We start from the raw sequence: 24,806 nt of genomic DNA on the forward strand, positions 1-24,806 counted from the left end.
CTGCATTCGCCGGGGCGGCAGGGGCAGGGGCCGCGAAGGCCGGAGCCACCAGAGTCGTGCCGGAGAGGAGAGCAGCGCAGAAAAGGGCCGGGCGGATAAGCCGCATGGAGAAACAACCTCGAAAATCTCGTGGAACTCTTGCCAACATGGCGCAGGCTTTATCGCGCGACAAGGCCGCTTTCGGGCTGATGCGGTGTTTTGATGATACTCGTCATGAAGAAAACGTGCATTCACGCCTGTTCATAGGGGATGAAGCGGGGGCACTCGGTTGACCGGGGCATGGGTGCGCCCTATCTCCTTTCCCGCGTGGACGATCCCGATCCTGCTTCGGCGGGTGCGCTACGCTTTCGCCGTATTCCGGTTTCCATCGCCCCTGGCTTCGGAATGACCTGATACGTGCGGGTCGGGATACCCCGCCTCTCAGTTTGCGGTCCGTTTTTTTTCGGACCAGGTCGCCAGAAGGACAGTCATGTTCGCTCGTATCGCCCGCGCCGTGTTCGGCACAGCCAATGATCGCTCTCTGAAGGGCTATCAGAAGCGTCTGCCTGAAATCAATGCGCTCGAGCCCGCAGTACAGGCGCTCGACGATGAGGCACTGCGCGCGAAGACACAGGAGTTCAGGAGCCGTATCGCCGGGGGAGAAAACCTCGACAAGATCATGCCGGAAGCTTTTGCCGTCTGCCGCGAGGCATCGCGTCGTGTGCTTGGCATGCGTCATTTCGATGTGCAGCTTGTGGGCGGTATGGTGCTGCATTCGGGGCGTATTGCCGAAATGCGTACGGGTGAGGGCAAGACACTCGTTGCGACACTGGCTGTCTATCTCAGCGCGCTCGCAGGCAAGGGCGTTCACGTTGTCACGGTGAATGATTATCTGGCCAAGCGTGACGCCGAGGAAATGAGCAAGCTTTACAGCTTTCTCGACCTGACCACGGGCGTGATCATACCCAATCTTTCCGATGACGAACGACGCGCGGCTTATGCGGCCGATATCACCTATGGAACGAACAACGAATTCGGCTTCGATTATCTGCGTGACAACATGAAATACACGCTGGAGGAAATGGTCCAGCGTCCTTTCTATCATGCGATTGTCGATGAGGTGGATTCGATCCTGATTGACGAAGCACGGACACCGCTCATCATCTCGGGGCCTGCGGATGACAGCTCTGATCTGTACCGGGCTGTCGATGACGTTGTGATTCAGCTCGTCAAGAACAAGGAAGCCTTCGAGCGGGATGAGAAACTTCGTACGGTGATCCTGACGGAGCAGGGTTCCGATCAGGTAGAGGCAATGCTTCATGAGGCGGGCGTGCTCGCTGAAGGTGGCCTTTACGACGTGCATAACATCGCCGTCATGCACCATGTGCAGCAATCACTGCGCGCCCATACGCTGTTTGCACGCGATGTCGAATACATCGTGCGTGGTGGCAAGGTCATCATCATTGATGAGTTCACGGGCCGCATGATGGATGGCCGTCGCTATTCCGACGGGTTGCATCAGGCGCTCGAGGCGAAAGAGCATGTCGAGATCCAGCCTGAAAACCAGACACTCGCCTCTATTACGTTCCAGAACTATTTCCGTCTCTATCCCAAGCTTTCGGGCATGACCGGCACGGCGATGACCGAAGCCGACGAATTCGCCGAGATCTACAAGCTGGATGTGGTCGAGATTCCCACCAATCTCCCCGTTGCCCGCAAGGATACGGATGATGAGGTCTACATTACGGCACGGGAAAAATTCGAAGCCGTTGCCAACCTTATCCAGGAAATCGCGAAAACGGGGCAGCCGGTTCTGGTCGGCACCACTTCTATCGAAAAAAGCGAGCATCTGTCCAATCAGCTCAAAGCCAAGAACATTCCCCATAGTGTGCTGAATGCACGCTTCCATGAGATGGAATCCCAGATCGTCGCTCAGGCCGGCGCACCGGGTGCCATCACCATCGCGACCAACATGGCAGGGCGTGGTACGGACATCAAACTGGGTGGCAATCTGGACATGCTGATCCGTCAAAGCCTCGAGAAGATCGAGGATGAGTCGGCACATGAGGCAGAAATCCGTCGCCTGCGTGAGGAGATTGCGGTCAATCACGGCAAGGTAAAGGAGCTGGGCGGTCTGTATGTGATCGGTACCGAGCGCCATGAGAGCCGGCGTATCGACAACCAGCTGCGTGGTCGTTCCGGTCGACAGGGTGATCCGGGTGCATCACGTTTCTTCCTGTCTCTCGAAGACGATCTGATGCGCATCTATGGCGGCGAGCGCATGGGGGCTTTCTGGACCAAGCTTGGCATGAAGGAAGGCGAGGCCATCGTTCATCCCTGGCTGAACAAGGCGCTTGAACGCGCGCAGAAAAAGGTCGAGGCGCGCAATTTCGACATGCGCAAGAACGTCCTCAAATATGATGACGTGATGAACGACCAGCGCAAGGAGGTTTACGCCCAGCGCCGTGAATATATGGCGATGGAAGATGTCTCCGGGATTATCCATGACCTGCGTCAGCAGAGTATAGAGGATGCGGTTCATGCCCGCATTCCCGAAAAGGCCTTCGCAGAGCAGTGGGAAAGCGAGGCGCTCGAAGCCGATCTGCTGTCCCTGCTCAATCTGAATCTGCCGATTCGTGAATGGGCGAAGGAAGACGGCATGGACGCCGATCTTGTTATCCAGCGTGTCGAAGAGGCAGCAAACCAGGCACAGGCGGCACGTTCAGCCAATATCGGGCCGAGCATCATGCGGCATATCGAAAAGCAGGTTCTGCTGACGTCCTTCGATGCGGTGTGGAAAGAGCATCTTCATGCGCTTGACCAGCTTCGTCAGGGTATTGGTCTGCGCGCCTATGGCCAGCGTGACCCGCTCAACGAATACAAGCATGAGGCTTTCCAGCTTTTCACAGCCATGCTGGACGACATGCGTCTGCGTGTCACCACCACCATGTCGCGTATCGAGGTGGTGCAGCAGGCTGATCCGTTCCCCGGTACCGAGGCGCAGCAGATCTTCGCGCCCAATGACGAGGGATTCTCGTCTGCAGGGCTGGAGCCGCGGCAGGTCGGCATGCAGCCTTCGGGTTTGTTCCAGGCACCATCAGGCGATGGTCTGAATATATCCGAAGCTCAGGGTTATGCGCAGGAAACGCCGCGCAACGCGCTCTGCCCCTGTGGGTCGGGCAAGAAGTTCAAACATTGTCATGGCCGTCTGGCCTGAGAAAGCAAGGTTGAGGAGAGGCTCGGATGGCCGGTCATTCGCAATTCAAGAACATCATGCACCGCAAGGGCGCGCAGGACGCCAAGCGCGCCAAGCAGTTTGCGAAGATCCTGCGTGAAATCACGGTTGCGGCCCGTTCCGGCCTGCCTGACCCGTCTTCCAACCCCCGCTTGCGCGCCGCCATGATTGCAGCGCGTGAAGCCAACATGCCCAAGGATAATGTCGAGCGCGCCATCAAGAAGGCCAGCGGTGCCGGTGGCGGAGAGGATTATGTCGAGGTACGCTATGAGGCTACGGCCCGGCAGGCGTTGCCGTGATTGTCGAGGGCCTGACCGATAACCGTAATCGTACGGCCAGCGAAGTGCGTGCTGCCTTCTCCAAGCATGGCGGGTCCATGGGGGAGAGCAATTCGGTATCGTTCATGTTCCAGCGTCTTGGCGTCGTGACCTATCCGGTTGCCGCAGCGTCAGAGGAAGACATGCTGGATGCGGCGATCGAGGCCGGTGCTGATAATGCCGAGCTGACAGCAGACGGGCATGAGATCACCTGTGCCATGGAAAATCTCTTCGCTGTCCGCGATGCGCTTGAAACCAGGTTCGGCGAACCCAGCTCGGCCAAGCTCGACTGGCGCCCTGAGAACACGGTGACGCTGGATGAGGAAAAGGCACGCTCCGTACTGAAGCTGATCGACGTTCTGGAAGACAATGACGACATCCAGGCGGTCTATGCCAATTTCGACATCCCCGATGATGTCGCTCAGGCTCTGGCTGCTTGATCCGACTTCTTGGAATCGACCCCGGCCTGCGTTTCATGGGCTGGGGATTGATTGATGTGCAGGGCAATCGCCTTCAGCATGTGGCCTCTGGTGTCATTGCAACCGACGGGGCTGAATCCGTGCCTCTGCGCCTGTGCGAACTGCACGGTGCCTTGCAGAAACTGATACGCGAATATCAGCCCGCAGAGGCTGCGGTTGAGGAAACCTATGTCAACCGTAACGGGTCATCAACGCTCAAGCTGGGTTACGCGCGTGGTGTTGCCCTGCTGACACCAGCCTATGAAGGGCTGCCTGTAGCGGAATACGGGGCCATGATGGTCAAGAAATCGGTTGTAGGTACAGGTGCGGCCACGAAAGAGCAGGTTACGATGATGGTCAAACGCCTTCTGCCCGGAGCGGTAATTCACAAGGCCGATGCGTCCGATGCTCTCGCCGTGGCCATCTGTCACGCGCATCACCGTGAGACGTCACGCCTCGTTCAGGCCGGAAAGCGTATGGCATGATCGGGCTTCTGACCGGCGTTATTGTCAGCACGGAAACGGATCGCTGTATTCTGGATGTGAACGGAGTGGGCTATCTTGTCTCCGCTTCCAGCCGAACCCTTGCCAATCTGCCTGCTGCACCCGAAAAGACGCGTCTTCTGATCGAGACCGTGGTGCGTGAGGATGCCATCCAGCTTTTTGGTTTCCTGACCTCTGATGAGCAGGAATGGTTTCGCCTGCTGACCACGGTTCAGGGCGTGGGCGCCAAGGTGGCGCTGGCAATTCTCTCTGTTTCAACGCCGGGTGATCTGGTCCTGTCTATCAGCGCGGGTGACAAGGCCATGCTGACGCGTGCTGCCGGTGTGGGCGCGCGTCTGGCAGAGCGTATTGTGACCGAACTCAAGAACAAGGTGGGCAAGATGCCGGGTGGCGGCGCTGCGCCTCTGGGCAAGGTCGCGGCCTCGGTTGCGGGCAGCATCGAGACTGATGCGCTTCAGGCCCTGGCAGGGCTCGGTTTTCGTCGCGCTGAAGCCTGGCCGGTTCTTAGCCGGATCCTGATCGAGCATGAAGGGGCGACCCTGGACAAGATCATTCGTCTGGCACTGAAGGATCTCGCGAGATGAGCAGAGCCTTTGACGTGCTGCATATTGGTAACACATACGGACTGTGCCCCTGTGGAGCAGGATTATGAGTGAGACAGATCGCGGCACGCTGAATCCCGAACGCCGTATGGATGACAGTGATCACGGTTTGCGTCCCCAGACGCTCGATGATTTCACCGGACAGCGGACCAGCTGTGAGAATCTGTCCGTATTTGTTCAGGCTGCCCGCAGCCGCGGCGAGGCGCTTGATCATGTGTTGCTGCATGGTCCGCCGGGACTCGGTAAGACCACGCTCGCGCAGATTGTGGCGCGTGAGCTGGGTGTCGGATTCAGGGCGACATCCGGGCCGGTCATTCAGCGTGCCGGGGATCTTGCGGCGATTCTGACCAATCTCCAGCCCAATGATGTGTTGTTCATCGATGAGATTCATCGTCTGCAACCGGCTATCGAAGAAGTCCTCTATCCTGCGATGGAAGATTTCCAGCTTGATCTGATCATTGGTGAAGGGCCGGCAGCGCGCTCTGTGCGGATTGACCTGGCCCCTTTCACCCTAGTGGCCGCAACCACTCGTGCCGGCCTGTTGGCCACACCTTTGAGGGATCGTTTCGGCATTCCTCTGCGTCTGGTTTTCTATACGCCGGAAGAACTTCGTCTGATTGTCTCGCGTGGAGCGTCCAAGCTTGGCATGAATCTGACCGAAGAAGGGGCCGAGGAAATTGCCCGTCGTTCGCGTGGCACGCCTCGTATTGCCGGGCGTCTGCTACGCCGTGTGCGTGACTTCGCGGCTGTAGGAGCACCCGAAGGACGTGCCATCACACGTCAAATGGCCGATGCGGCACTTTCACGTCTTGAAGTCGATTCGGTTGGACTGGACGCCATGGATCGCCGTTATCTGCTGCGTATCGCCGAGCATCATCATGGTGGTCCGGTAGGAGTCGAGACACTGGCAGCCGCTCTTGCCGAAGCACGCGATACGCTGGAAGACGTGATCGAACCCTATCTGATCCAGGAGGGGCTCGTCCTGCGCACGTCACGCGGCCGCATGCTGGGGGAGCGTGGCTGGACGCATCTCGGCATGAAAGCACCAGCCTCGGCCACGGCAACGCAGTTTGATTTGCTGGGAGAGGGCGATGAAGCGCATAAGGCCGGATTTCGGGTCTATTACGAAGATACGGATGCAGGGGGTATTGTCTATCATGCGCGCTACCTCGCTTTCGCTGAACGAGCACGCACCGAGGCGCTGCGTATGGCAGGCACACCGGTTTCAGCCCTCCAGGAAGAGGCCGGTCTGGTCTTTGTCGTAACAAAACTGGGCATAGAATATCACCAGCCTCTGCGGCTTGACGACTGGGCCGAAATCACAACGTCAATTGATTCCATAGGGGCTGCGCGTTGCCAGTTGCGTCAGGTCGTGACGTGTGGCGACATGCATGCTGCCACGCTGACAGTCGAGCTGGCATGCATTGTGCCAGGTTCAGGTCGGCCTGCCCGAATTCCGCCGCGATGGCGTGCTTCAATCGAGGCGTTATCGAATCAGGGCTGAGGATCGGCGGGAACGAAAACGCGTAACGATTCGGGATAGGCGAGGCTATCGCTTGCACTGTATAGGCGTGATGCAGAACGAAGCTCAGGAGGTTTTTTTGGATCGAGCGGTAAATGCGGCTGACCTAGGGGCCGCCGCTTCTGGTTTGTCACCGTTGGACTTGTTCCTTCATGCGTCCATCGTGGTGCAGCTGGTCATGGTGGGACTGATCTTGTGCAGTGCCTTCGTCTGGGCTGTGATCATCGAGAAGATTATTCTGATGCGTCGCGTCAATCGCGAGGCAACAGAGTTTGAAGACCGTTTCTGGTCCGGTGGCAGTCTGGAGGATCTCTACGACTCCGACGGCGCCAAGCCGCTCCATCCGATGGCCGCTGTTTTTGGCGCGGCGATGGGTGAATGGCGACGCTCTGCACGGATTACCGGCATCGATCTTGCCCGTGGTGGCGTGCGTGATCGCGTGGATCGCGCCATCAACATCACAGTCACGCGTGAGATGGATCGTCTCAGCCGCCGTGTCGTGGCATTGGCGACTATCGGCCCGGTAGCGCCGTTCGTCGGGCTTTTTGGCACGGTATGGGGCATCATGCACGCCTTTGGCTCGATTGCTGCCATGCATAATACCAATCTGGCTGTGGTTGCCCCCGGTATCTCTGAAGCGCTTTTCGCAACAGCCATTGGTCTCGTGACAGCCATTCCGGCGTATGTCGCCTACAACGTGACAAGCAGCGCGCTCGATCATTTTGCCGAGCGTATGGACGCCTTCGGTACCGAATTTGCCGCGATCCTTTCACGTCAGTCGGAAGAGCGGAGCTAAGGCCCATGGGCATGTCTGCAGGGGGCGGCCCCGCGCGCGGCCGCAGGCGACGTCCGGCGTCGGAAATCAACGTGACCCCGCTTGTGGACGTCATGCTCGTGCTGCTCATCATCTTCATGGTGACAGCGCCCATGATGACGAGCGGCGTCAATGTCGATCTGCCCAAGACAGATGCAAGCCCGCTTAATGCCGATACGAAGCCGATCACGGTGTCGATCAAGGCGGATGGCGGCATTTATCTGGGCGAGGATCCCGTATCGGCGGACCAGCTCGTCGCGCAGCTTCAGCAAGCGGCGCAGAATGACAAGGAGCATCGCATCTTCGTTCGTGCGGATGCTCATATCAATTACGGTCAGGTGATGGACATCATGGGGAAGATTACCTCGGGTGGCTTCACGCACGTGGCGCTGCTTGCCCAGCAGCCCGCCGCGGGCCAGTAACCAGAGGAGAAGCAGCCTTGCTGCGTCCCCGTCGGTCCGATGTCCGGCGCTTCCGCTATGCGCTGGGAGCGTCGGTGGCAGCGCACGCGCTGTTCATCGGCTTTCTTCTTGTGCGGATGCCCATGAGCAAGCCGCCAGAACCCCCCGAACCCCCACCGATCGAGATGGCTTTCGAGGATTCCGGCCCACCTGCGACTCCGCACAAGGCCGATACGCCTGCGCCCAAGCCTGCTCCGGCGCCAGCGCCTACGCCAACTGACGCGCCACCTGCGCCTACACCTCCGACGCCGCAGCCTGTGGAAGAGCCGCCACCGCCTGCGCCACCACCGCCACCCATTCCGCCACCAGCGGAAAGCAAGACGCCGCCTCTGCCCGATGTGAAGACACCGGAAAAGATGGTTGACGACACGGCGGAGCCCATCAAGCGTCACCGCCCAAACCGTCACCGCCATCAGCGTCGAAACAGGTTGCGCCACCATCACCGCAGACACAGCCTGTGGACAAGCTGCCTGAGACGCGACCTTCTCGCACATCACGCAGCCAAACGCGGCAAAGAAGACCCAGGCCGATTCGCATTCGCTCCTGGCAACTCTCGATTCGCTTCGTGCGGACCAGAAGCAGACCCATCCTCCGAAAGCTCGGGCCAATCCGAGACAGGGTGGGGCGCCCAACGGGGGAGGAGCGCCCAATGGTGACATCACGAATGCACTGAGTGCTGCTGAACAGAAAGCTATCGGCGGCTCTGTGCGCCGTTGCTACTCGGAAGATACAGAGGCACGCAATTATGCCTCATTTAGTGCGCATCTTATTGTCACCGTCGATGCGACCGGAGAGGCAAGAATGGCGCGTTTCGCTCCCGATACACAGGCGAAGGCCAATGCAGACCCATCCTATCGGGCATTGGCTGAACGCGCTCGTGATGCCGTGCTGAGTCCAACCTGTTCGAAACTTCCAATACCCTCAAACCTTCTGGGCAAGACGCACGAACTGAAATTCGTGTTCCGCCCATGATCCTCAAAGAGCGCAAGAGAAGCGAAGTCATGCCAGTCGATATGCCCCTGTTGACCGACGATCAGGCACAGAGCCTTTCCACCTTTTTATCGCGCCGCTCCCTGCTTGGCGCTTCAATAGCCGCAGGCGGTCTGCTGGCTACGCCGCTGAGCGCTTTTGCGCAGGCTGCCAGCGCGCCGGGTGAAGCTGAAATCACGGTCGATCAGGCGCGTACGGCGCCGATCCCCATTGCAATCCCTTCTTTCGGACCGGGACTTGGCGAACAGATCACCAGCGTGGTTTCGGCAGATCTCGAATCTACCGGGTTGTTCTCCATTCTGCCCGGTTCGTCGGGCACGCCGGATTTTGCCGCGCTGAAAGCGCAAGGTGCGCGCGCTGCAGTAACCGGTAGCGCGGCCGGGTCGAGCAGCACACGCGTTGAGATGCGCCTGTGGAATGTTCTGACCGGTGAACAGATCCAGGGTACAGCCTATACAGCTTCTGCCGCCAACTGGCGTCGGATAGCCCATACGATCGCTGATGTGATTTACGAACGTATGCTCGGTGAAAAGGGATATTTTGATACCCGTATCGCCTATATTGCCCGGACCGGGCCGCGTCATCACCAGATTACCCGACTGGCCGTCATGGACCAGGATGGTGCCAACAGCCATATGCTGACATCCGGACAATGGCTGACGCTGACGCCGCGGTTCAACCCCGTGCGCGACCAGATCGCTTTCATGTCCTACGCCAATAACCGTCCGCGCGTTTATACCTTTGATCTTGGTTCCGGCAGTCAGCGCATGCTGGGGGAATTCGAGGGAATTTCCTTCGCGCCGCGCTTTTCACCCAATGGCAGTCAGGTAGTTCTCTCCGCTACACGTGGTGGTGGGTCCGATATCTTTGTCGTTGATCTCGGTTCGGGTGCCAAGCGTCAGATCACCAATTCAGGGGCGATCGATACCAGTCCGTGCTTCAGTCCCGATGGAAGCCAGATCGTCTTCAATTCCGATCGTGGTGGCTCCCCACAGCTTTACATGATGAGTGCTTCCGGCGGGGGAGCGCGACGCATCTCCTATGGCCATGGGACTTATGGCTCGCCTGTCTGGTCGCCCCGCGGGGACCAGATCGCTTTCACACGACTCGCTGGAGGTCGCTTCTCTCTCGGCGTCATGGGGCCGGATGGTACGGGTGAGCGTATCCTGACCGAAGGCTTCACAGTCGAGAGTCCGACTTTCTGTCCTAACGGGCGCGTGATTGCTTTCTGTCGTCAGTCGGCATCAGGCGCTGGTGGAGCCGGATTCTCAAGTGGAATCGGAACCGTGGATATCACCGGCTTTCATGAACGTCCTGTTCGCACTGCGACCGGTGCTTCCGATCCGGCCTGGTCGCCTCTGCAAGGGTGATTTCTGTGTCTCTGGCGCTGCGTTTTGTGGCGCCTGAGACACTAAGTTCTGACTTTATCATGAAATCCGCGCGACATGCCTCGTGACGGTTATCATCCCGCTTGACCGCAGTTCTCGGGAATGAGTATGGCCGATCTTGGTCGTCGGTATCGGTAAGGCCCAATGGTTCTGGTAACCAGCAAGCAAAACGGGAACTCCGACCTTCATAATTAGTTGTCGTCACGCTTCCTGGTCCCGGATGGGGACTATATTCAGGGTTGGCAAAAATGAATTTCAAGCTTCTCGGTGCGCTTGGTCTGGCAGTCGTTCTGGCTGCCTGCTCGGACGAATCAAACAAGGGTGCATCGACCGGTGCAGGTGCAACGGCTCAGGAAACCGGCGCTGCGCCCGGCAGTGAAGCCGATCTGGTCGCCAATGTCGGTGATCGCATCTTCTTCGATCTGGCCCGCAACACGCTTTCGAGCGATGCTCAGGCGACCCTCGACAAGCAGGCTGCATGGCTTGCCCGTTACCCGCAGGTCAGCGTCGAGATCGCTGGTAACTGCGACGACCGTGGTACGGAAGAATACAACATCGCACTGGGTCAGCGCCGTGCAAATGCGGCTCGCGATTATCTGGTTGCCAAGGGCGTAGCACCTTCGCGCATCACGACAATTTCCTACGGCAAAGACCGCCCCACAGCTGACGGCGATGACGAGCAGGCATGGGCTCAGAACCGTAACGCGATCACGTCGGTCAAGTAATCGGGCAGTCTCTGTAGAGACTGTTTCTGTTGCCTGACGGCGGGGGTTCTCCAGCCACGAGCCAGAACAGCCCCCTTTTTCGATCTGTCGGTCAGATCGGATCGCCCTAAGGTAAAGAGAGCTTGAAACCGGCTGGCGCTTATGCGCCAGCCGGTTTTGTTTTATGGTGACTTCGATTCTGCGTGGTAACCTGCCCGCACCCACTCACGATTTGACTGAAGGATGCGCCATGCGCGGTGCCCGAGTTTCCCGGTTCTTCATCCTCTCGACTGTTCCGCTGATTTCTTTTCTGGTCATGCCTGACGCTCAGGCACAGATCTCTAGCCGTGAAGGCATTGCCCTGCAGAACCAGATCCAGCAGCTCAGTGAGCAGCTTCAGCAGGTGCAGAGCCGCGGTCAGGGTGCAGGTACGGCCACTGCAGCAGCGCCGGCTGTTCCTGCCGGAAGTAGTGATCTGGTCTCTCAGCTTCTGCAACGGGTATCGACACTAGAAAACGAAAACCGGGAAATGCGTGGTGAACTCGATCAGCTCATCAATCAGGTTCAGACGCAGAATGCCGCCGTCTCGAAAAAGATCGATGACATGCAGTTTGCTTCCCAGAATGGTGGTGGTGGTGGTGCGTCACCTGCGGCATCTGTAGCCTCTCCTTCGGTGCCAGCAGCGGCTCCGGATAAGCCGGTTACAGCGATAGAACTTCTCAAGACGGGGCAGGCTGCTCTCAAGGCACGGGATTACGACACGGCTCAGAGCGACGCTTCTCAGGCGCTTAAACTGGCCAAAACACCCAACGGCAAGCTTGAATCGCAATTTTTGCTGGCTCAGTCCCTTGCAGGGCAGAAACAGTACCGGGATTCGGCGCTGGCCTATTACGATGCCTATAACCGGGCACCGAAATCACCTCGCGCCGCAGAAGCCCTTATTGGTGTTTCGGCCTCCATGCTGGCTCTGGGTGACAAGAATTCAGCCTGTCAGGCCCTCCAGAAGCTGGAAGCAGAATTTCCCTCCCCGGCGCCGCGCGTCAAAGCTGCAGTCACGACATTCAAGGGGCGTGCAAGCTGCCATTGAGGCATGAAGAGCCGATCGGCGACGAGGAATTTGCCGATCTGATGTCTGTTTTCGGGAGGTTTCCTCCCGATGAGCCCTCGTATACGGTCGGCGTGGCGGTGTCAGGGGGAGCTGACAGTCTGTGTCTTGCCTGGTTGATGCGAAGATGGCGGCGTTCTGCTCTGGCCTTGATCGTTGATCATGGATTGAGAACGGGATCCGATAGCGAAGCCGTAGAAACGGCAGCACGACTTGAAAGCTTCGGCATGCCCGCCGTAATTCTTACTCTCGATCATCTCGATCCGGGGCGTCGTGTCCAGGAACAGGCACGCAAGGCGCGTTATGAGATCTTGACCGCAGCCTGTCTCGAGCGTGGTATTCTCGATCTGGCGCTTGGTCATCATGAACGAGATCAAGTGGAAACATTCCTTCTGCGCAAGACACATGGCAGCAAGTCCCACGGTCTCGCCGCTATGGCATTCGCACGCGAGACTCCGGAATTGCGCTATCTGCGGCCTTTGCTGCAAATCCCACCTGAACGACTAAGAACGACTCTGAGAGCCGGGGGTATCTCCTGGGTAGAAGATCCCAGCAACAAGAACCCTGTCTTCGAGCGTGTTCGCATTCGTCAGTCTCTCGACAGGGAAGCACGCAGTTCCTGTCGCACTCAGCTTGCTTTTCAGGGGCAACGGCGGAACGTGCGAGAGAACGGAATGGTACAGGCTCTAGCAGCCTTGCATATCGATCCGCTGGGTTTTGCGGTGATGGAAACACTTCCTGAGGATACCACCCTTCTGGGGCGGATCTGGCAGGTAATCGGCGGCAGTTCATACCCTCCGTCTTCTGCCATTCTGGAAAGGGTAATCGCCAGTCCTCAACCTGTGACCTTTGGCGGTGTGCAGCTTTGCGTTGCTGGTCGGCTGGGCAGAGGCTGGATGTTGGCGAGAGAGCCTGGCGCTGTGGTCGAACGGCGGACAGCAGATCACGGTATTCTGTGGGACCGGCGCTTTCGACTGGAAGGCGTCCTGCCTCAGGAAGGGGCAGTGATTGCAGCGCTCGGCGCAGAATCATGCAGGTTTCGTCACCATGCGCTCCCTTCGGTTGTTCTGCGTGGTCTGCCTGCCTTATGGCAGGGCAACAAGCTTGTTGCTGTACCTCTTCTGGGAGCTTTTGCTGATATTGAATGGGCAAGAGCGAGTGTCGCCTTCCGACCTGCCATCCCGCTAAGCGACTTTTCGTTCTGGCCGGAATATCGAGATTCCCTGAAAACTTGATCCCGGGGGGTGGGAACATATCGCCGAATGCTTATGTTAGCCTGACAAGTGTGTGGTTGCTGCCAGTTCCTGGCAGATAGCCATGGGCTATCGTCTCACCGTCGATCAATCTTCGACTTAAAGTTTGGAAATAATAGAGACAGTGATGAACAATTTTGGCCGCAACCTGGCACTCTGGGTGATCATCATCGTTCTGGCGTTGCTGCTTTTCCTGGCGTTCCAGCCAAGTGGGAGCCAGCGCGCGTCACAACAACTTGCCTATTCCGATTTCGTCAGTGATGTCGATCAGGGCAAGGTAAGGTCGGTTGTCGTTCAGAACCAGAATATTACCGGCACGCTCAAGGACGGTACCTCTTTCGAAACCTATGCTCCGGTTGATCTGGGTCTTGTGCCGAGAATGACGGCAAAAGGTGTGGAAGTTGTTGCCAAACCGGTGGATGCTGATGGCAGCCCGATCCTGCGTGCAGTCACCAGCTGGTTGCCGATGATTTTCCTGCTCGGGATTGGCATCCTGTTCTTTCGTCAGATGCAATCAGGCAGCGGGCGAGCCATGGGTTTCGGAAAATCCCGGGCACGACTTCTGACCGAGAAGCAGGGACGCGTTACGTTCGACGATGTTGCTGGTATCGACGAAGCAAAATCCGAGCTTGAAGAAATTGTGGAGTTCCTGAAGGACCCGCAGAAATTTACCCGTCTGGGTGGCAAGATCCCCAAAGGGGCACTGCTCGTCGGGCCTCCCGGTACCGGCAAGACCTTGCTGGCCCGTGCGATTGCCGGTGAGGCGAATGTGCCGTTCTTCACGATCTCAGGCTCTGATTTCGTCGAGATGTTCGTGGGTGTCGGGGCGTCCCGTGTGCGTGACATGTTCGAACAAGGCAAGAAATCCGCCCCGTGCATCATCTTTATCGATGAAATCGATGCTGTGGGCCGTCATCGCGGAGCCGGTCTTGGCGGTGGCAATGACGAACGTGAGCAGACTCTTAATCAGATGCTTGTCGAGATGGACGGTTTTGAGAGCAACGAGGGTGTGATTCTCATTGCGGCGACCAACCGCCCTGATGTGCTTGATCCTGCATTGCTGCGCCCTGGCCGGTTCGACCGTCAGGTTGTGGTGCCGAACCCGGATGTTGCAGGGCGTGAAAAGATCCTGCGTGTTCATATGCGCAAGGTGCCGCTTGCCTCTGACGTCGATCCGAAGGTTATTGCCCGTGGTACCCCTGGTTTTTCGGGTGCAGATCTCTCCAATCTTGTTAACGAGGCCGCTTTGCTCGCTGCCCGTCTTGGCAAGCGGACGGTTGCCATGCTCGAATTTGAAAATGCCAAGGACAAGGTGCTTATGGGTGCCGAACGTCGCTCGCTGGTGATGAGCGACTCAGAAAAGCGAAACACGGCTTACCACGAGGGCGGTCACGCAATATGCGCAATCCTGACGCCGGGATGCGACCCTGTGCACAAGGCGACAATCATACCGCGTGGTCGCGCGCTCGGCATGGTCATGAGCCTGCCGGAAGGTGATCGCTATTCGAAGAGCAAGGCGCAATGCAAAGCCGACCTGGTTCTGGCGATGGGCGGTCGCGTTGCTGAGGAACTCATCTTCGGCGCCGAGAATGTCTGCACAGGCGCTTCAGGTGACATCAAGATGGCAACCAATCTGGCCCGTCGCATGGTCACCGAATGGGGCATGAGCGACAGGCTGGGGATGATTGCCTATGGCGACAATGGACAGGAAGTCTTCCTTGGGCATTCGGTGACGCAGAACAAGAACGTTTCCGAACAGACCGCGCGTGAGATCGACCGTGAAGTAAAGGAGCTTGTCGACGAAGCGTATCGCCGGGCTCATGCACTCCTTCTGGAGCATATCGACGATTTGCATCGTCTTGCAAATGCATTGCTCGAGTTTGAAACGCTTACGGGCGATGAGGTTGGCAAGGTTATTCGTAATGAACCGGTAGAGCGGGTAGCGGTAGATGACTCCGCCCCCGATAATCGCCGCGCCTCCGTGCCGACAGTGAAGCCTGAGCCTGCCGCAGGAACAGAGGCTCTCGATCCGTCGCCTCAGGCGGGTTGAGCCAAGGTCAAGACTGAGAGAGAAAGGGGGGCATAAGCCCCCCTTTTTTCGTAATGCGGGGTATGCTTGAAGAGCGACGTGCTACGACACGGGCAAGCGGGAAAAGGGACGGTCATGAGTAAAGAGCGCAAGGCAGAGCGTAAGCTGTTCGGCACAGACGGTATTCGAGGCACCGCCAACAGTTTTCCGATGACAGTCGATGTGGCGCTCCGTCTGGGTCAGGCCGCAGGCTCTATTTCCGTCGTGGAGCGCATCGTCATAGTGTCGTACTGGGCAAGGATACGCGCCTGTCGGGCTATATGATAGAAAGCGCACTGGTATCGGGATTTCTCTCTGCCGGCATGGATGTCATTCTCGTCGGTCCGTTACCTACGCCAGCCATAGCGATGTTGACCCGTTCACTACGCGCCGATCTGGGCGTGATGATATCGGCCTCGCATAACCCGTTTGGCGATAATGGCATCAAGCTTTTCGGCCCCGATGGTTTCAAGCTGTCAGACGATGTCGAGGCGGAAATCGAGTCTATGATGGGGCAGGATCTGACGGCCCGGATGGCTCCCCCGGAAGAGGTTGGTCGCGCCTCGCGTCTGAACGATGCTGCTGGTCGCTATATCGAGGCAGCCAAGGCGTCTTTTCCGAGAGGGTCACGCCTCGAAGGGCTGCGTATCGTCCTCGACTGCGCCAATGGTGCGGCCTATCGTGTAGCCCCGACCGCGTTGTGGGAGTTAGGGGCAGAGGTCATCAAGATCGGCTGCGAGCCCAACGGAGTGAATATCAACGCCAAATGCGGCTCTACCTATCCCGAGGCCCTGCGTGAGGCCGTGATCACTCATAAAGCGCATCTCGGCATCGCGCTCGATGGCGATGCTGATCGTCTCATCATCGTCGATGAGAAGGGGCAGATCGTCGATGGTGATCAGATCCTGGGGCTGATCACTCTTTTCTGCAGAAGAACGACCGCTTGGGTAGCAATGATGTCGTGGCGACGATCATGTCCAATCTGGGTCTCGAGAAAAAACTGTCAGATCATGGTATTACCCTGCATCGCACGGCGGTGGGTGATCGCTATGTTGTCGAACGCATGCGTGACCGGGCTATCAGGCTTGGCGGTGAACAATCCGGCCATATGATCCTCTCCGATTTTGCGACGACAGGTGATGGACTGATCGCCGCATTACAGGTGCTGGCTGTTCTGGTCGAAAAAGGACGTCCTGCCAGCGAGGTTCTGCGGGTTTTTGAACCTTATCCGCAGTTGTTGCGCAATGTCCGTTACCAGGGGGGAGATCCTCTGGAAACCGATCTTCTTACTGAAGCACGTCACAAGGCTGAGGCGAGGCTTGGGAAGAAAGGGCGTCTGGTGCTACGCAAAAGCGGCACTGAACCGCTCGTTCGGGTTATGGCAGAAGCGAGGATCCTGCACTGGTGGAAGAGGTCGTCTCCGCAATCTGCGACGCCGTTCAAAGGGCGGTTTCCGCCTGATGAGGGGGCGTGTCCTGATTGTTGCCGGAAGCGACTCCGGTGGTGGTGCCGGTATTCAGGCTGATATCAAAACGGTCAGTGCTTTTGGCGGATTTGCCATGACTGCAATCACGGCCGTTACCGCCCAGAATACATTTGGTGTCACCAATATCGCCTGTCTGTCCCCTGGTATGGTGGCTGACCAGATATGTGCCGTCCTTGATGATATCGGAGCTGATATCATCAAAGTAGGAATGCTGGGCAATGCCGAGATTATGGAAGCTGTTTCAGACACGCTTGACCGTTATCCGGAAATACGCTGCGTGATCGATCCTGTGATGGTTGCGACGAGCGGTGCCAGATTGATAACCAGAGATGGAGAAGCCGCTTTTCAGCGTCTTTTCAGGCATTGCTTTCTTCTGACGCCCAATCTGCCAGAACTGGAGATATTGAGCGGTCGAACCCTCCTGACGGCTCAGGAAATGGAGGGAGCGGCTCTCGAAGTCAGGGAAGCTCAGAATATAAGCTGGATTCTGGCGAAGGGAGGGCATCTGCGCGGCGACGAGGTCATCGATATTCTGCTCTCAGGTGAAAACAGAGAGCACTACAGGGACAAGAAAATCGATACGCTGCATACACATGGTACAGGCTGTACTCTCGCCAGTGCCATCGCTGTCTGTCTCGCACAGGGTGATACGGTCAGTAACGCTGTCAGACGTGGTAGAAACTATGTCCGTCAGGCGATCTTGCAGGCGCCGCCTTTCGGAAAAGGTAGCGCCAGACCAATGAATCACATGTGTCAGAAAGAAGGCTGAAGAACAGAGGGGCTGATCTTTGCCTGTTCGTGACTGGCTTCCGTAGTAACAGCCTTGCTGTCTTCACGTAGGACATAGCCTCGCCCCCAGACGGTGCCAATCAGATGGCCTGCACCAAATTGCTGCAACTTTCTGCGCAACTTGCAGATGAAAACATCGATAATTTTCATCTCCGGCTCATCAATGCCCCCGTAAAGATGGTTCAGAAATGCGTCTTTTGTAAGGACATTGCCCTTGCGGAGTACGAGCAATTCCAGAATGGCATATTCCTTGCCAGTCAGCTGCACATGGTGACCGTCGATCGATGCACTTTTGGCGTTCAGATCAAGCGACAGGGGGCCAATTGTTACAACTGTAGTGCTGAAGCCACGCGACCGGCGCAGAACAGCCTGGAGGCGTGCGAGAAGTTCCTCTGAATCAAAAGGCTTGGTGATGTAATCATCTGCACCAGCATGAAATGCCTTGATTTTGGCCTGAGCGCTTCCGAGGGTACTCAGCACAATAATCGGCGTTTGTATTTGTGTTTTACGAGCACGCCGTATGACTTCATTTCCCTCCATATCGTCCAGAGTAAGTTCGGTCAGGGCAAGATCATAATCATAATGGCGCAGCATATCGATTGCTTCATGCCCGGTATGAGCATGATCAACAGTAATACCGCCCTGTCTGAGGGTTTTGATCAGAGCTTGAGCCGCAGCTTGATCGCTTTCCACAAGAAGGAGGCGCATCTCATCAATCTCCAGGGTTGATGTTGCTGTGTTACTACCTAAGGTTGCTGTCAGCAAGCAAAATACGTTCTTGAAGCCAAAACATTTTTCAGAATTAGTAACGTGTTTTTAACGTGTCAATTCTAGTATTTTCTTGGATGATTCTGAAATTAACCAGAGGCTATAACAAATTTCTTTCTGTTGTTGGTGAAGGTATGGTGAAAATTTCCGTCCTGGATAGTTAAAGTGATAACGAATTTTAACGAAACGGTGGAAAGTATTATCAATGTGCCCCATTTTCGTGACATGCGATACCCGTATAGGTTGTATGTCTGATCGGGCTATCGGCATGTATAAACGGTCAGGAAAACGGTCTTTCACAGATTATTTCGTTTGGTTCTCTGTATTGAGCGCGATCGGGCAGTAAGACGGCGATGGCCATTTGCGAACCGGGAACGAGGGGCAAGTGTCATGTGGATCAGAAGAAACACGAGAATGCAGAGAGAGCGTGAACTGCTTGATCGTGCACAGGCATTGATGGCTGTATTACGCCGTGAAACCAGTGTGCGTCTTACCCGACGCAATGCGGAGGCAAGAATCGTGGGGGCCGAACGTGCGGTCCTGGCATCCAATGACAGCGACAAGGCTGTAGAGGGATTTGTGAACTGGTTGCCTGAGGCGCGTGGCGCCATCGAAAAGGCACGCAGAGCCGAGCGTGAAGTCGCAATCGACGTCGCTGTGGCCTATCATGTATTTGTGCTGGCCAGGAATGCGTCGCTTCCCTCTGATGAATGTGAGGAGGGGGCCAATTCACTCTAGGGCGGCGGCTCTGTATATCTCGGGTTTTCTGCCGCATTCCGGGTGGAAGCGTCAGATATTTACAGGCGTCTTTCAGTTTCGATTTCGTACCAGGGGCGCGTGCCTATGATAACGCAGGCGACTGGATGGGACCGGTCCCGGACGAAGGAGAGATAGGTCTCCCCATTCTCTGTAAAAAGGTCTGTGCGTGCGCTCATGGTCGCGCTGACGTTGCCCTTGGGCTGTTGTGAGAGAGTGGCAGCCGCATGAGCCAATAATCTCCACACTGCGCGTTCCACGGCCTCAAGGAGTCGTTCGGGTTGGGGGGCTTCAGAAGAAAATCTTGTAGTAAGCCTGTCCCAGTCCTGTCGGGTCAGAAAGGCGGGGACACCACCTGCCGGTGTTTCGCGCTCAGCACGGCAGAGAAGCCCTGCCTGTGCGAGCTGAACAATATCAGTAGCTGGCAGATTCATCGGATCAAGCGCGAATTCCTTCATGTGCAGTTTACCGTGACTTTAGTTCTGACCGGGGGGTGTACCCATGGCCTGCATCAATGCGGTCACCTGTTCCGGATGGGTATGAAACAGGGCGACATTGCTCGGGTTGGGGGCTGGAAAACCGGCAGGCAGGGTCTGTCCATTTGTTGCAGCCAGGGTCATGCCGAATGCGGTAATGCCCATGGTGAAGCTTTCAGGCGTAAAGCCGTGCGCGTTAAGTATCTCTGGTACGCCAGGAGTTGAGGCAATCTGGCTGATCGTCTGCTGCAGGGAGAGTCGGGTCGAGTTTGGCGGGCGTATATTGGCTGCCTGAAGGGCCTGCAAGGTTTCAGCGGCGCGAGGCAGAAAATCACCAGGCAAGGTGTACCTCAGCCCGGTTTCAATATCGGCGCGCATGGCGGGTGAAAGTGCCTGTTGCTGGCTCTGTGGCGCATTCTGCGCCACTGTCTGGGCCATGAGCGGCGTCGTGCCGAGCATAACAATACCCAGGGCCGCAGCTCCGGTTTTGATGAAATGGCTCATCAGACCCATTCTCCCTTACGCATGAGAGGTGTTCTTTCACCGTCCTTGTGAATACCGTCCAGATCGATTTCGGCAGAGCCTATCATCCAGTCAATATGGATCATGCTTGTATTGACGCCACGCGCAGCGAGCTCCTCTGGCGTTGCTCCCTCGGTGTTGAGCATGCATTTGGTATAGGCTTGCCCAAGCGCAATATGGCTTGATGCGTTCTCATCGAACAATGTGTTCCGGAACAGGATGCCTGTATCAGAAATGGGAGAGGCATGAGGGACGAGTGCGACTTCACCGAGTCTGGCAGCCCCCTCATCGCTGTCGAGAATACGTTGCAAGGCCTCTTCGCCTTTGCTGGCATGGGCTTCGACGATACGTCCTCCGGCAAAGGTCACGCGTATATCGTCGATAAGCGTTCCCTGATGAAAGAGTGGCTTCGTGCTGGCCACATGACCGCTGACGCGATGGCTATGGGGTGTTGTAAAGACTTCTTCGGTCGGAATATTGGGATTGCACTCGATGCCGTTTGTGGTGCGTTCTGCACCTCCGGCCCAGGCGTGGCCATCGGCGAGTCCGACCAGAAGATCCGTACCTGGCCCGGTAAAATGCAGGGAGTCGAAACGGCGTTCATTCAACATGGCGGCCTTGGCATGAAGAAGAGCGTTATGCTGCTTCCAGGCCACAACCGGATCGGGCGTATCTAGACGTGAAGAGGCGAAAATCGCGTCCCACAGGCGTGATTGTGCCTCATCGCTTGGCAGATCCGGGAAAACCTGAGCCGCCCAGCTTCTCGTGGCATAGGCTACGATTGTCCAGTTTGTGTCGAAGCGGGTAATGATTTCCATTGCTTCGCGGTTGACACGCGAAGCGGCGCGGCTGGCGCGAGAGACCCGACCGGGGTCCTGTCCGTTCAGCAGGGTGGGATTGGCGCCGGTAATGGCGAGTCTTGCTGCACCCTCACGGTAAGCCCGTGCAATGCCGTCCGCCATCCAGGCCGCACTTGTGTCGAGGCTTTCATCGGACGCGAAGCGATAACGGGCGAGAGTGGTCTCATCATCGCTGTAATGCGTGGTTACCAGACTTGCCCTGGCGCGATAGGCGTGTTCGGTCAGGCGTCGAACCAGCGGCACAGCCTCCAGGGGGGCTGAAATAATCAGCTCCTGTCCGGGCTGGAGATTGAGGCCGATTCTGACAGCTACTTCACCGAGTCTGTCCAGGCGTTCGGCGAAGGGAAGAGCGGTAGCGGACATCAGAAGTCTCCTGGGGGCTATGTCCATTCTGGATCAGTGCCGGGGTGAAACCGGATTTTTAGTCGCTGAAGGTCTCGGCGTGATGGGCGCGACGTGGCGTCCGCCGCGGTCTTTCCTGACGGGAGGGCTTGTCGCGACTACCTTGTTTATCGTCACGCGAAGCTGTGCGTATCTCGACCTCAAGTTCGCGAATGCGACGCTGGACGCTCTCTTTCAGCGCGGGAGAGGTATGCGGCTTCATTGTCGCCAGCGTTTCCTTGAGGTCGCGAAGCTGTTTCTGCTTTTCCGCGAGATTGCGGCGGATCGGCTGGTTGTCGGAGAGCTGTCCGATATGGGAGCGCATGGTCGAATCTCTTCATATTGCTCTGGTTCTTGCCAGAGGATGTCACTTGAATCGGCCCAAAAGGCGCGGGATCGCGCCCTTTTGGGCCGATTTGGCTTTTGTCAGAAGGCCAGGAAGGCGCCGGAAGTCAGCGCGGTGTCAGACCCATGGAGGCAAGAGCCTCAATCAGCCTGTCCATTTCCTGGTCTGTGCCGATCGTGATGCGTAGCCAGTCGCGAATACGAGGCGCACTGAGCTGTCGTACGATGATATGGCGTTCCCGCAATCCCGTCAGCAATTTGTCAGCCTGATGGGCAGGATGATGTATAAGAACGAAATTGGCACAGGATGGCAGAATGTCAAAGCCCAACCCGGCTAGGCTTTGTACAAAACGCCCGCGCGTGGCCATGACCTGACGGGTCTTTTGCGTCAGCCAGGAGCTGTCGGCAATCGCTGCGGCGGCACCTGCCTGGGCGATGCGACTGAGCGGATAGGAATTGAAGCTGTCTTTTACCCGTACAAGACCTTCGATCAGATCGGGATGACCGACGGCATAGCCAACCCTCAACCCGGCCAGGGCACGGGATTTCGACAATGTCTGAACGACGAGGATATTGTCGTGTTCCTCGGTCAGGCGGATGGCGGACTGGGCGCCGAAATCGACATAGGCCTCATCGACAATGATTGTCCGGTCAGGCTGAAGTGTGGCGAGACGTGACAGGGAGTCGAGCGACAAGGCGTGGCCGGTATTGGCGTTCGGGTTGGCGATCGCAATGCCACCACAGGGAACCGTATAATCCTCAATGTCGATCTCGAAACGGTCATTGAGGGGAATTTCCTGATAAGGCTGACCGAAGAGGCCGCAATAGACAGGATAGAAGCCATAACTTACGTCGGCGAAAAGCATTGGAGCGCCGGTGAGACCAGTGCCCTGAAGGCGTGGGCCAGCACTTCATCCGACCCGTTGCCGACAAAGACACGTTCCTCTGTCGTGCCGTAGGTTGAAGCGATAACCCGACGGAGGTCACGGGCTGTCGGATCAGGATAGAGGCGAAGCGTATCATCGCAGCTGTCCTTCATGGCATCGAGTGCGGCAGGGCTCGGACCATAAGGCAGTTCGTTTGTGTTGAGCTTGAGAATGTCAACAAAATGGGGCTGCTCGCCTGGAATATATGGATGCAGCTCAGAGACAATCGGATTCCAGAAGCGGCTCATAACGGTATCACAGTGTCGGAAGTGAAAAGATGGCTCTGGCCGTGGCTTTCCGCGATATCGCGCACTGAGAGCCCTTCGGCATCGCGCTGGTTGGGGTCCGCGCCATGGGACAGCAGCAGCCGCACCATGTCCTGTCTGCCGAACATGACGGCGAACATGAGCGGCGTGCGCCCCAGATGACTCGGAATATCAAGTTTGGCATTGGCGCTTATCAGAAGCTCGGCAACGGCCAGATGGCCCTTGAAGGCGACGCCAGAGAGGGCTGTCGCCCCCTTGGCATCCTGCATGTCTGGATCTGCTCCTCGTTCAAGGAGGAGGGCCGTTGCGGGCAACACGCCGTTATAGGCCGCCACGATGAGGGCCGTGTAGCCACGGCTGTCCTGGGCATCCACGACCATGCCGGCATCAAGAAAACGGGTCAGCATTTCTGTATCGCCCAGGCGTGCGGCATCAATGAAGAGTGCCGTAATCTGTTCGGACGAAAAACTGCCTGCTGGCATCATCTCTGTCATGGAAGGGCCTGAAACTGTCATGGTGAAGGCAGGATAGCTTACCCCTTGCCGATCAGGAAGCGTGACACCTTCTTTTCTTCTTTACGGGCCTTCCATGCGTTTACGGTCAGGCAAGTCTGAGGCACTGGCCACGCTCGGGAATGATGAAGCGGGATTCCGGCAGTCCCAGGGTTGCCAGACAGTGCCTGAGGCGGCCGCCTGGTTCCCAGTAACCTTCATCAGTAAGCTGGAATGTGCCGAAATGCATGGCAACAGCCTGACGGACGTGAAGAAGGGTCGCTGCTTCGACGGCCTGTTCCGGGGTCATATGCACTGATTGCATGAGAGAGGCCGGTTCGTAGGCGCCTATCGGAAGCAGGGCAAAATCCGGAGCGCCCAGACGCGCATGGATGGCTTGCCAGTGATGGCCGTGCGCCGTGTCTCCGGCGAACAGCAGTTTCTGTCTGTGGCTTTCCACGTGAAAACCACTCCAGAGTGCCCGATTCCCGTCAAAGGGGGTGCGGGCTGAGCCATGCAACGCCGGAACCAGCGTAATGGCAATCTTGTCGACTGGCAGTCGATCCCACCAGTCCATTGTGATCACTCTGGAGAAGGCAAGACCATTGAGATGACGTCTGTTGCCCAAGGGGGCAATGCAGAGCGGCTGGTCGCGGCGAGCGATGCGCCTGAGGGTTGGTCTGTCCAGATGGTCGTAATGACAATGGGAGACAAGGACGATGTCGATCTTTGGAATCTGAGCGAAACCCAGACCCGGGGGTACTACCCGTTTGGGGCCGAAATGACGGAACGGCGAGCAGCGCTGGGAAAGGATGGGGTCGGTCAGGAGGGTAAGAGGACGTTGTCCCGCCCGGCCGATACGCAGCAGAAAACTGGAGTGGTTGATAAAGCTGACGGAGAACTCTCCCGGCTCCAGCGCAGGCAGGGCATCCGGCGGGTTGGTCGCGACGTCGTCAGGCCATCGGGGGCGCAGGCTCATCTGCCATGAAAGAATGCTCCTGAAGCGTGGCTCCCTGTCTTCACGCGGCGGCGCGACGACGAGGGGAGGGGAAAGACGATAAGAAGGAGGGTTCTGAAAGGCGTGACCGTCGCAATGGTCCGATTTCGGAAAAGGATGCACGGCAAATCCTGCAAATTTTCGTGTGGTCGAGCAGTCGTGAAGAGTTTGGCTCTAGCACAATGTGGGTAATGAGCGTTTTATGCGCAACGCAATGTATTGCCAGGCCGGTAGGTTTCAGTTTGATGTCAATGCTGTCGGGGTTGTGAAGGCAATATGTGCGGCGCGGCGGAACATCGTCAGGCCATAGGCGTATGGTAAGGTGTTCTCGTGATCGTCTCCCC

Annotated in this window: 21 protein-coding genes and 5 pseudogenes; 18 read left to right on the forward strand and 8 right to left on the reverse strand. The window is 57.3% G+C overall.

Annotated elements, in window-relative coordinates:
- The 17 genes and pseudogenes from JCM25354_RS21820 to thiD all read left to right on the forward strand — a co-directional run.
- Nucleotides 1-272 (forward strand): hypothetical protein (locus tag JCM25354_RS21820; protein WP_206777982.1); only part of this gene is annotated, 272 nt, incomplete at its 5' end.
- Between the two features lie 197 nt (nt 273-469).
- The gene (gene secA, locus JCM25354_RS12820; protein ID WP_025886298.1) at nt 470-3,196 is read left to right on the forward strand and encodes a preprotein translocase subunit SecA; all 2,727 of its coding nucleotides are present in this window, start codon (nt 470-472) and stop codon (nt 3,194-3,196) included.
- A gap of 26 nt (nt 3,197-3,222) precedes the next feature.
- Nucleotides 3,223-3,971, forward strand: a pseudogene (locus JCM25354_RS18920) (YebC/PmpR family DNA-binding transcriptional regulator).
- Nucleotides 3,968-4,474, forward strand: coding sequence for a crossover junction endodeoxyribonuclease RuvC (gene ruvC, locus JCM25354_RS12830; protein ID WP_025886299.1), 507 nt, complete (start codon nt 3,968-3,970; stop codon nt 4,472-4,474). The pseudogene JCM25354_RS18920 and the gene ruvC overlap by 4 nt, the downstream one beginning before the upstream one ends.
- Entirely contained in the window at nt 4,471-5,076 is a 606-nt protein-coding gene (ruvA, locus tag JCM25354_RS12835) for a Holliday junction branch migration protein RuvA (RefSeq protein WP_025886300.1), read from the forward strand. Before ruvC ends, ruvA begins: the two co-directional genes overlap by 4 nt.
- Nucleotides 5,077-5,140: 64 nt before the next feature.
- Nucleotides 5,141-6,184: pseudogene (gene ruvB, locus JCM25354_RS18925) on the forward strand (Holliday junction branch migration DNA helicase RuvB); the annotation flags it as partial.
- Nucleotides 6,173-6,598, forward strand: a complete 426-nt coding sequence (ybgC, locus tag JCM25354_RS22700) for a tol-pal system-associated acyl-CoA thioesterase (RefSeq protein WP_243444067.1) — start codon at nt 6,173-6,175, stop codon at nt 6,596-6,598. The pseudogene ruvB and the gene ybgC, both read left to right, overlap by 12 nt.
- A gap of 70 nt (nt 6,599-6,668) precedes the next feature.
- Nucleotides 6,669-7,412, forward strand: coding sequence for a protein TolQ (gene tolQ, locus JCM25354_RS12845; RefSeq protein ID WP_199899958.1), 744 nt, complete (start codon nt 6,669-6,671; stop codon nt 7,410-7,412).
- Nucleotides 7,413-7,417: 5 nt separating this feature from the next.
- Nucleotides 7,418-7,852 (forward strand): protein TolR, encoded by a 435-nt coding sequence (tolR, locus tag JCM25354_RS12850; RefSeq protein WP_025886303.1) that lies wholly within the window; start codon nt 7,418-7,420, stop codon nt 7,850-7,852.
- Between the two features lie 17 nt (nt 7,853-7,869).
- Nucleotides 7,870-8,863 (forward strand): annotated as a pseudogene (locus JCM25354_RS18930) (energy transducer TonB).
- Between the two features lie 41 nt (nt 8,864-8,904).
- A complete protein-coding gene (tolB, locus tag JCM25354_RS12870; protein ID WP_035447839.1) occupies nt 8,905-10,251 on the forward strand; it encodes a Tol-Pal system beta propeller repeat protein TolB in 1,347 nt (448 codons plus the stop codon).
- A 266-nt stretch (nt 10,252-10,517) separates the two neighbouring features.
- Nucleotides 10,518-10,994 (forward strand): peptidoglycan-associated lipoprotein Pal, encoded by a 477-nt coding sequence (gene pal, locus JCM25354_RS12875; protein ID WP_025886307.1) that lies wholly within the window; start codon nt 10,518-10,520, stop codon nt 10,992-10,994.
- 229 nt (nt 10,995-11,223) lie between these two features.
- Nucleotides 11,224-12,060, forward strand: coding sequence for a tol-pal system YbgF family protein (locus JCM25354_RS12880; RefSeq protein WP_025886308.1), 837 nt, complete (start codon nt 11,224-11,226; stop codon nt 12,058-12,060).
- A 41-nt stretch (nt 12,061-12,101) separates the two neighbouring features.
- Nucleotides 12,102-13,313, forward strand: coding sequence for a tRNA lysidine(34) synthetase TilS (gene tilS, locus JCM25354_RS12885; RefSeq protein WP_148301515.1), 1,212 nt, complete (start codon nt 12,102-12,104; stop codon nt 13,311-13,313).
- Between the two features lie 145 nt (nt 13,314-13,458).
- Nucleotides 13,459-15,381, forward strand: coding sequence for an ATP-dependent zinc metalloprotease FtsH (gene ftsH / locus JCM25354_RS12890; RefSeq protein WP_025886310.1), 1,923 nt, complete (start codon nt 13,459-13,461; stop codon nt 15,379-15,381).
- Between the two features lie 114 nt (nt 15,382-15,495).
- A pseudogene (gene glmM, locus JCM25354_RS18935) lies at nt 15,496-16,860 on the forward strand (phosphoglucosamine mutase).
- Nucleotides 16,860-17,654 (forward strand): bifunctional hydroxymethylpyrimidine kinase/phosphomethylpyrimidine kinase, encoded by a 795-nt coding sequence (gene thiD / locus JCM25354_RS12900; RefSeq protein WP_025886311.1) that lies wholly within the window; start codon nt 16,860-16,862, stop codon nt 17,652-17,654. The pseudogene glmM and the gene thiD overlap by 1 nt, the downstream one beginning before the upstream one ends.
- Here the strand turns inward: thiD and JCM25354_RS12905 are convergent.
- Complete coding sequence (locus JCM25354_RS12905) at nt 17,639-18,382, reverse strand: response regulator transcription factor (protein WP_025886312.1); 744 nt, start codon at nt 18,380-18,382, stop codon at nt 17,639-17,641. The two genes, thiD and JCM25354_RS12905, sit on opposite strands and share 16 nt — an antisense overlap.
- Before the next feature lie 474 nt (nt 18,383-18,856).
- Between JCM25354_RS12905 and JCM25354_RS12910 the strand changes: the two genes are divergently transcribed.
- Entirely contained in the window at nt 18,857-19,180 is a 324-nt protein-coding gene (locus tag JCM25354_RS12910; RefSeq protein ID WP_025886313.1) for a hypothetical protein, read from the forward strand.
- Between the two features lie 59 nt (nt 19,181-19,239).
- Here JCM25354_RS12910 and JCM25354_RS12915 read toward each other — a convergent pair whose 3' ends face one another.
- The 7 genes and pseudogenes from JCM25354_RS12915 to JCM25354_RS12945 form a co-directional block, all read right to left on the reverse strand.
- Nucleotides 19,240-19,656, reverse strand: a complete 417-nt coding sequence (locus tag JCM25354_RS12915; RefSeq protein ID WP_025886314.1) for a hypothetical protein — start codon at nt 19,654-19,656, stop codon at nt 19,240-19,242.
- 18 nt (nt 19,657-19,674) lie between these two features.
- Nucleotides 19,675-20,178: a hypothetical protein gene (locus JCM25354_RS12920; RefSeq protein WP_025886315.1), complete on the reverse strand. Its 504-nt coding sequence runs from the start codon at nt 20,176-20,178 to the stop codon at nt 19,675-19,677.
- Nucleotides 20,178-21,419: an aminopeptidase gene (locus JCM25354_RS12925; RefSeq protein ID WP_025886316.1), complete on the reverse strand. Its 1,242-nt coding sequence runs from the start codon at nt 21,417-21,419 to the stop codon at nt 20,178-20,180. Before JCM25354_RS12925 ends, JCM25354_RS12920 begins: the two co-directional genes overlap by 1 nt.
- A 58-nt stretch (nt 21,420-21,477) precedes the next feature.
- Nucleotides 21,478-21,762 (reverse strand): hypothetical protein, encoded by a 285-nt coding sequence (locus tag JCM25354_RS12930; RefSeq protein WP_025886317.1) that lies wholly within the window; start codon nt 21,760-21,762, stop codon nt 21,478-21,480.
- A gap of 127 nt (nt 21,763-21,889) precedes the next feature.
- Nucleotides 21,890-22,956 (reverse strand): annotated as a pseudogene (locus JCM25354_RS18940) (pyridoxal phosphate-dependent aminotransferase).
- Nucleotides 22,953-23,468: an ankyrin repeat domain-containing protein gene (locus tag JCM25354_RS12940; protein ID WP_025886318.1), complete on the reverse strand. Its 516-nt coding sequence runs from the start codon at nt 23,466-23,468 to the stop codon at nt 22,953-22,955. Before JCM25354_RS12940 ends, JCM25354_RS18940 begins: the two are co-directional and overlap by 4 nt.
- Before the next feature lie 106 nt (nt 23,469-23,574).
- Nucleotides 23,575-24,585 carry an MBL fold metallo-hydrolase gene (locus JCM25354_RS12945; RefSeq protein ID WP_025886319.1) on the reverse strand — a complete coding sequence of 337 codons (1,011 nt, stop codon included), beginning with the start codon at nt 24,583-24,585 and terminating at the stop codon, nt 23,575-23,577.
- Nucleotides 24,586-24,806 lie beyond the last annotated feature (221 nt).

This window comes from Asaia prunellae JCM 25354 (assembly GCF_000613885.1).
Lineage (GTDB): Bacteria > Pseudomonadota > Alphaproteobacteria > Acetobacterales > Acetobacteraceae > Asaia > Asaia prunellae.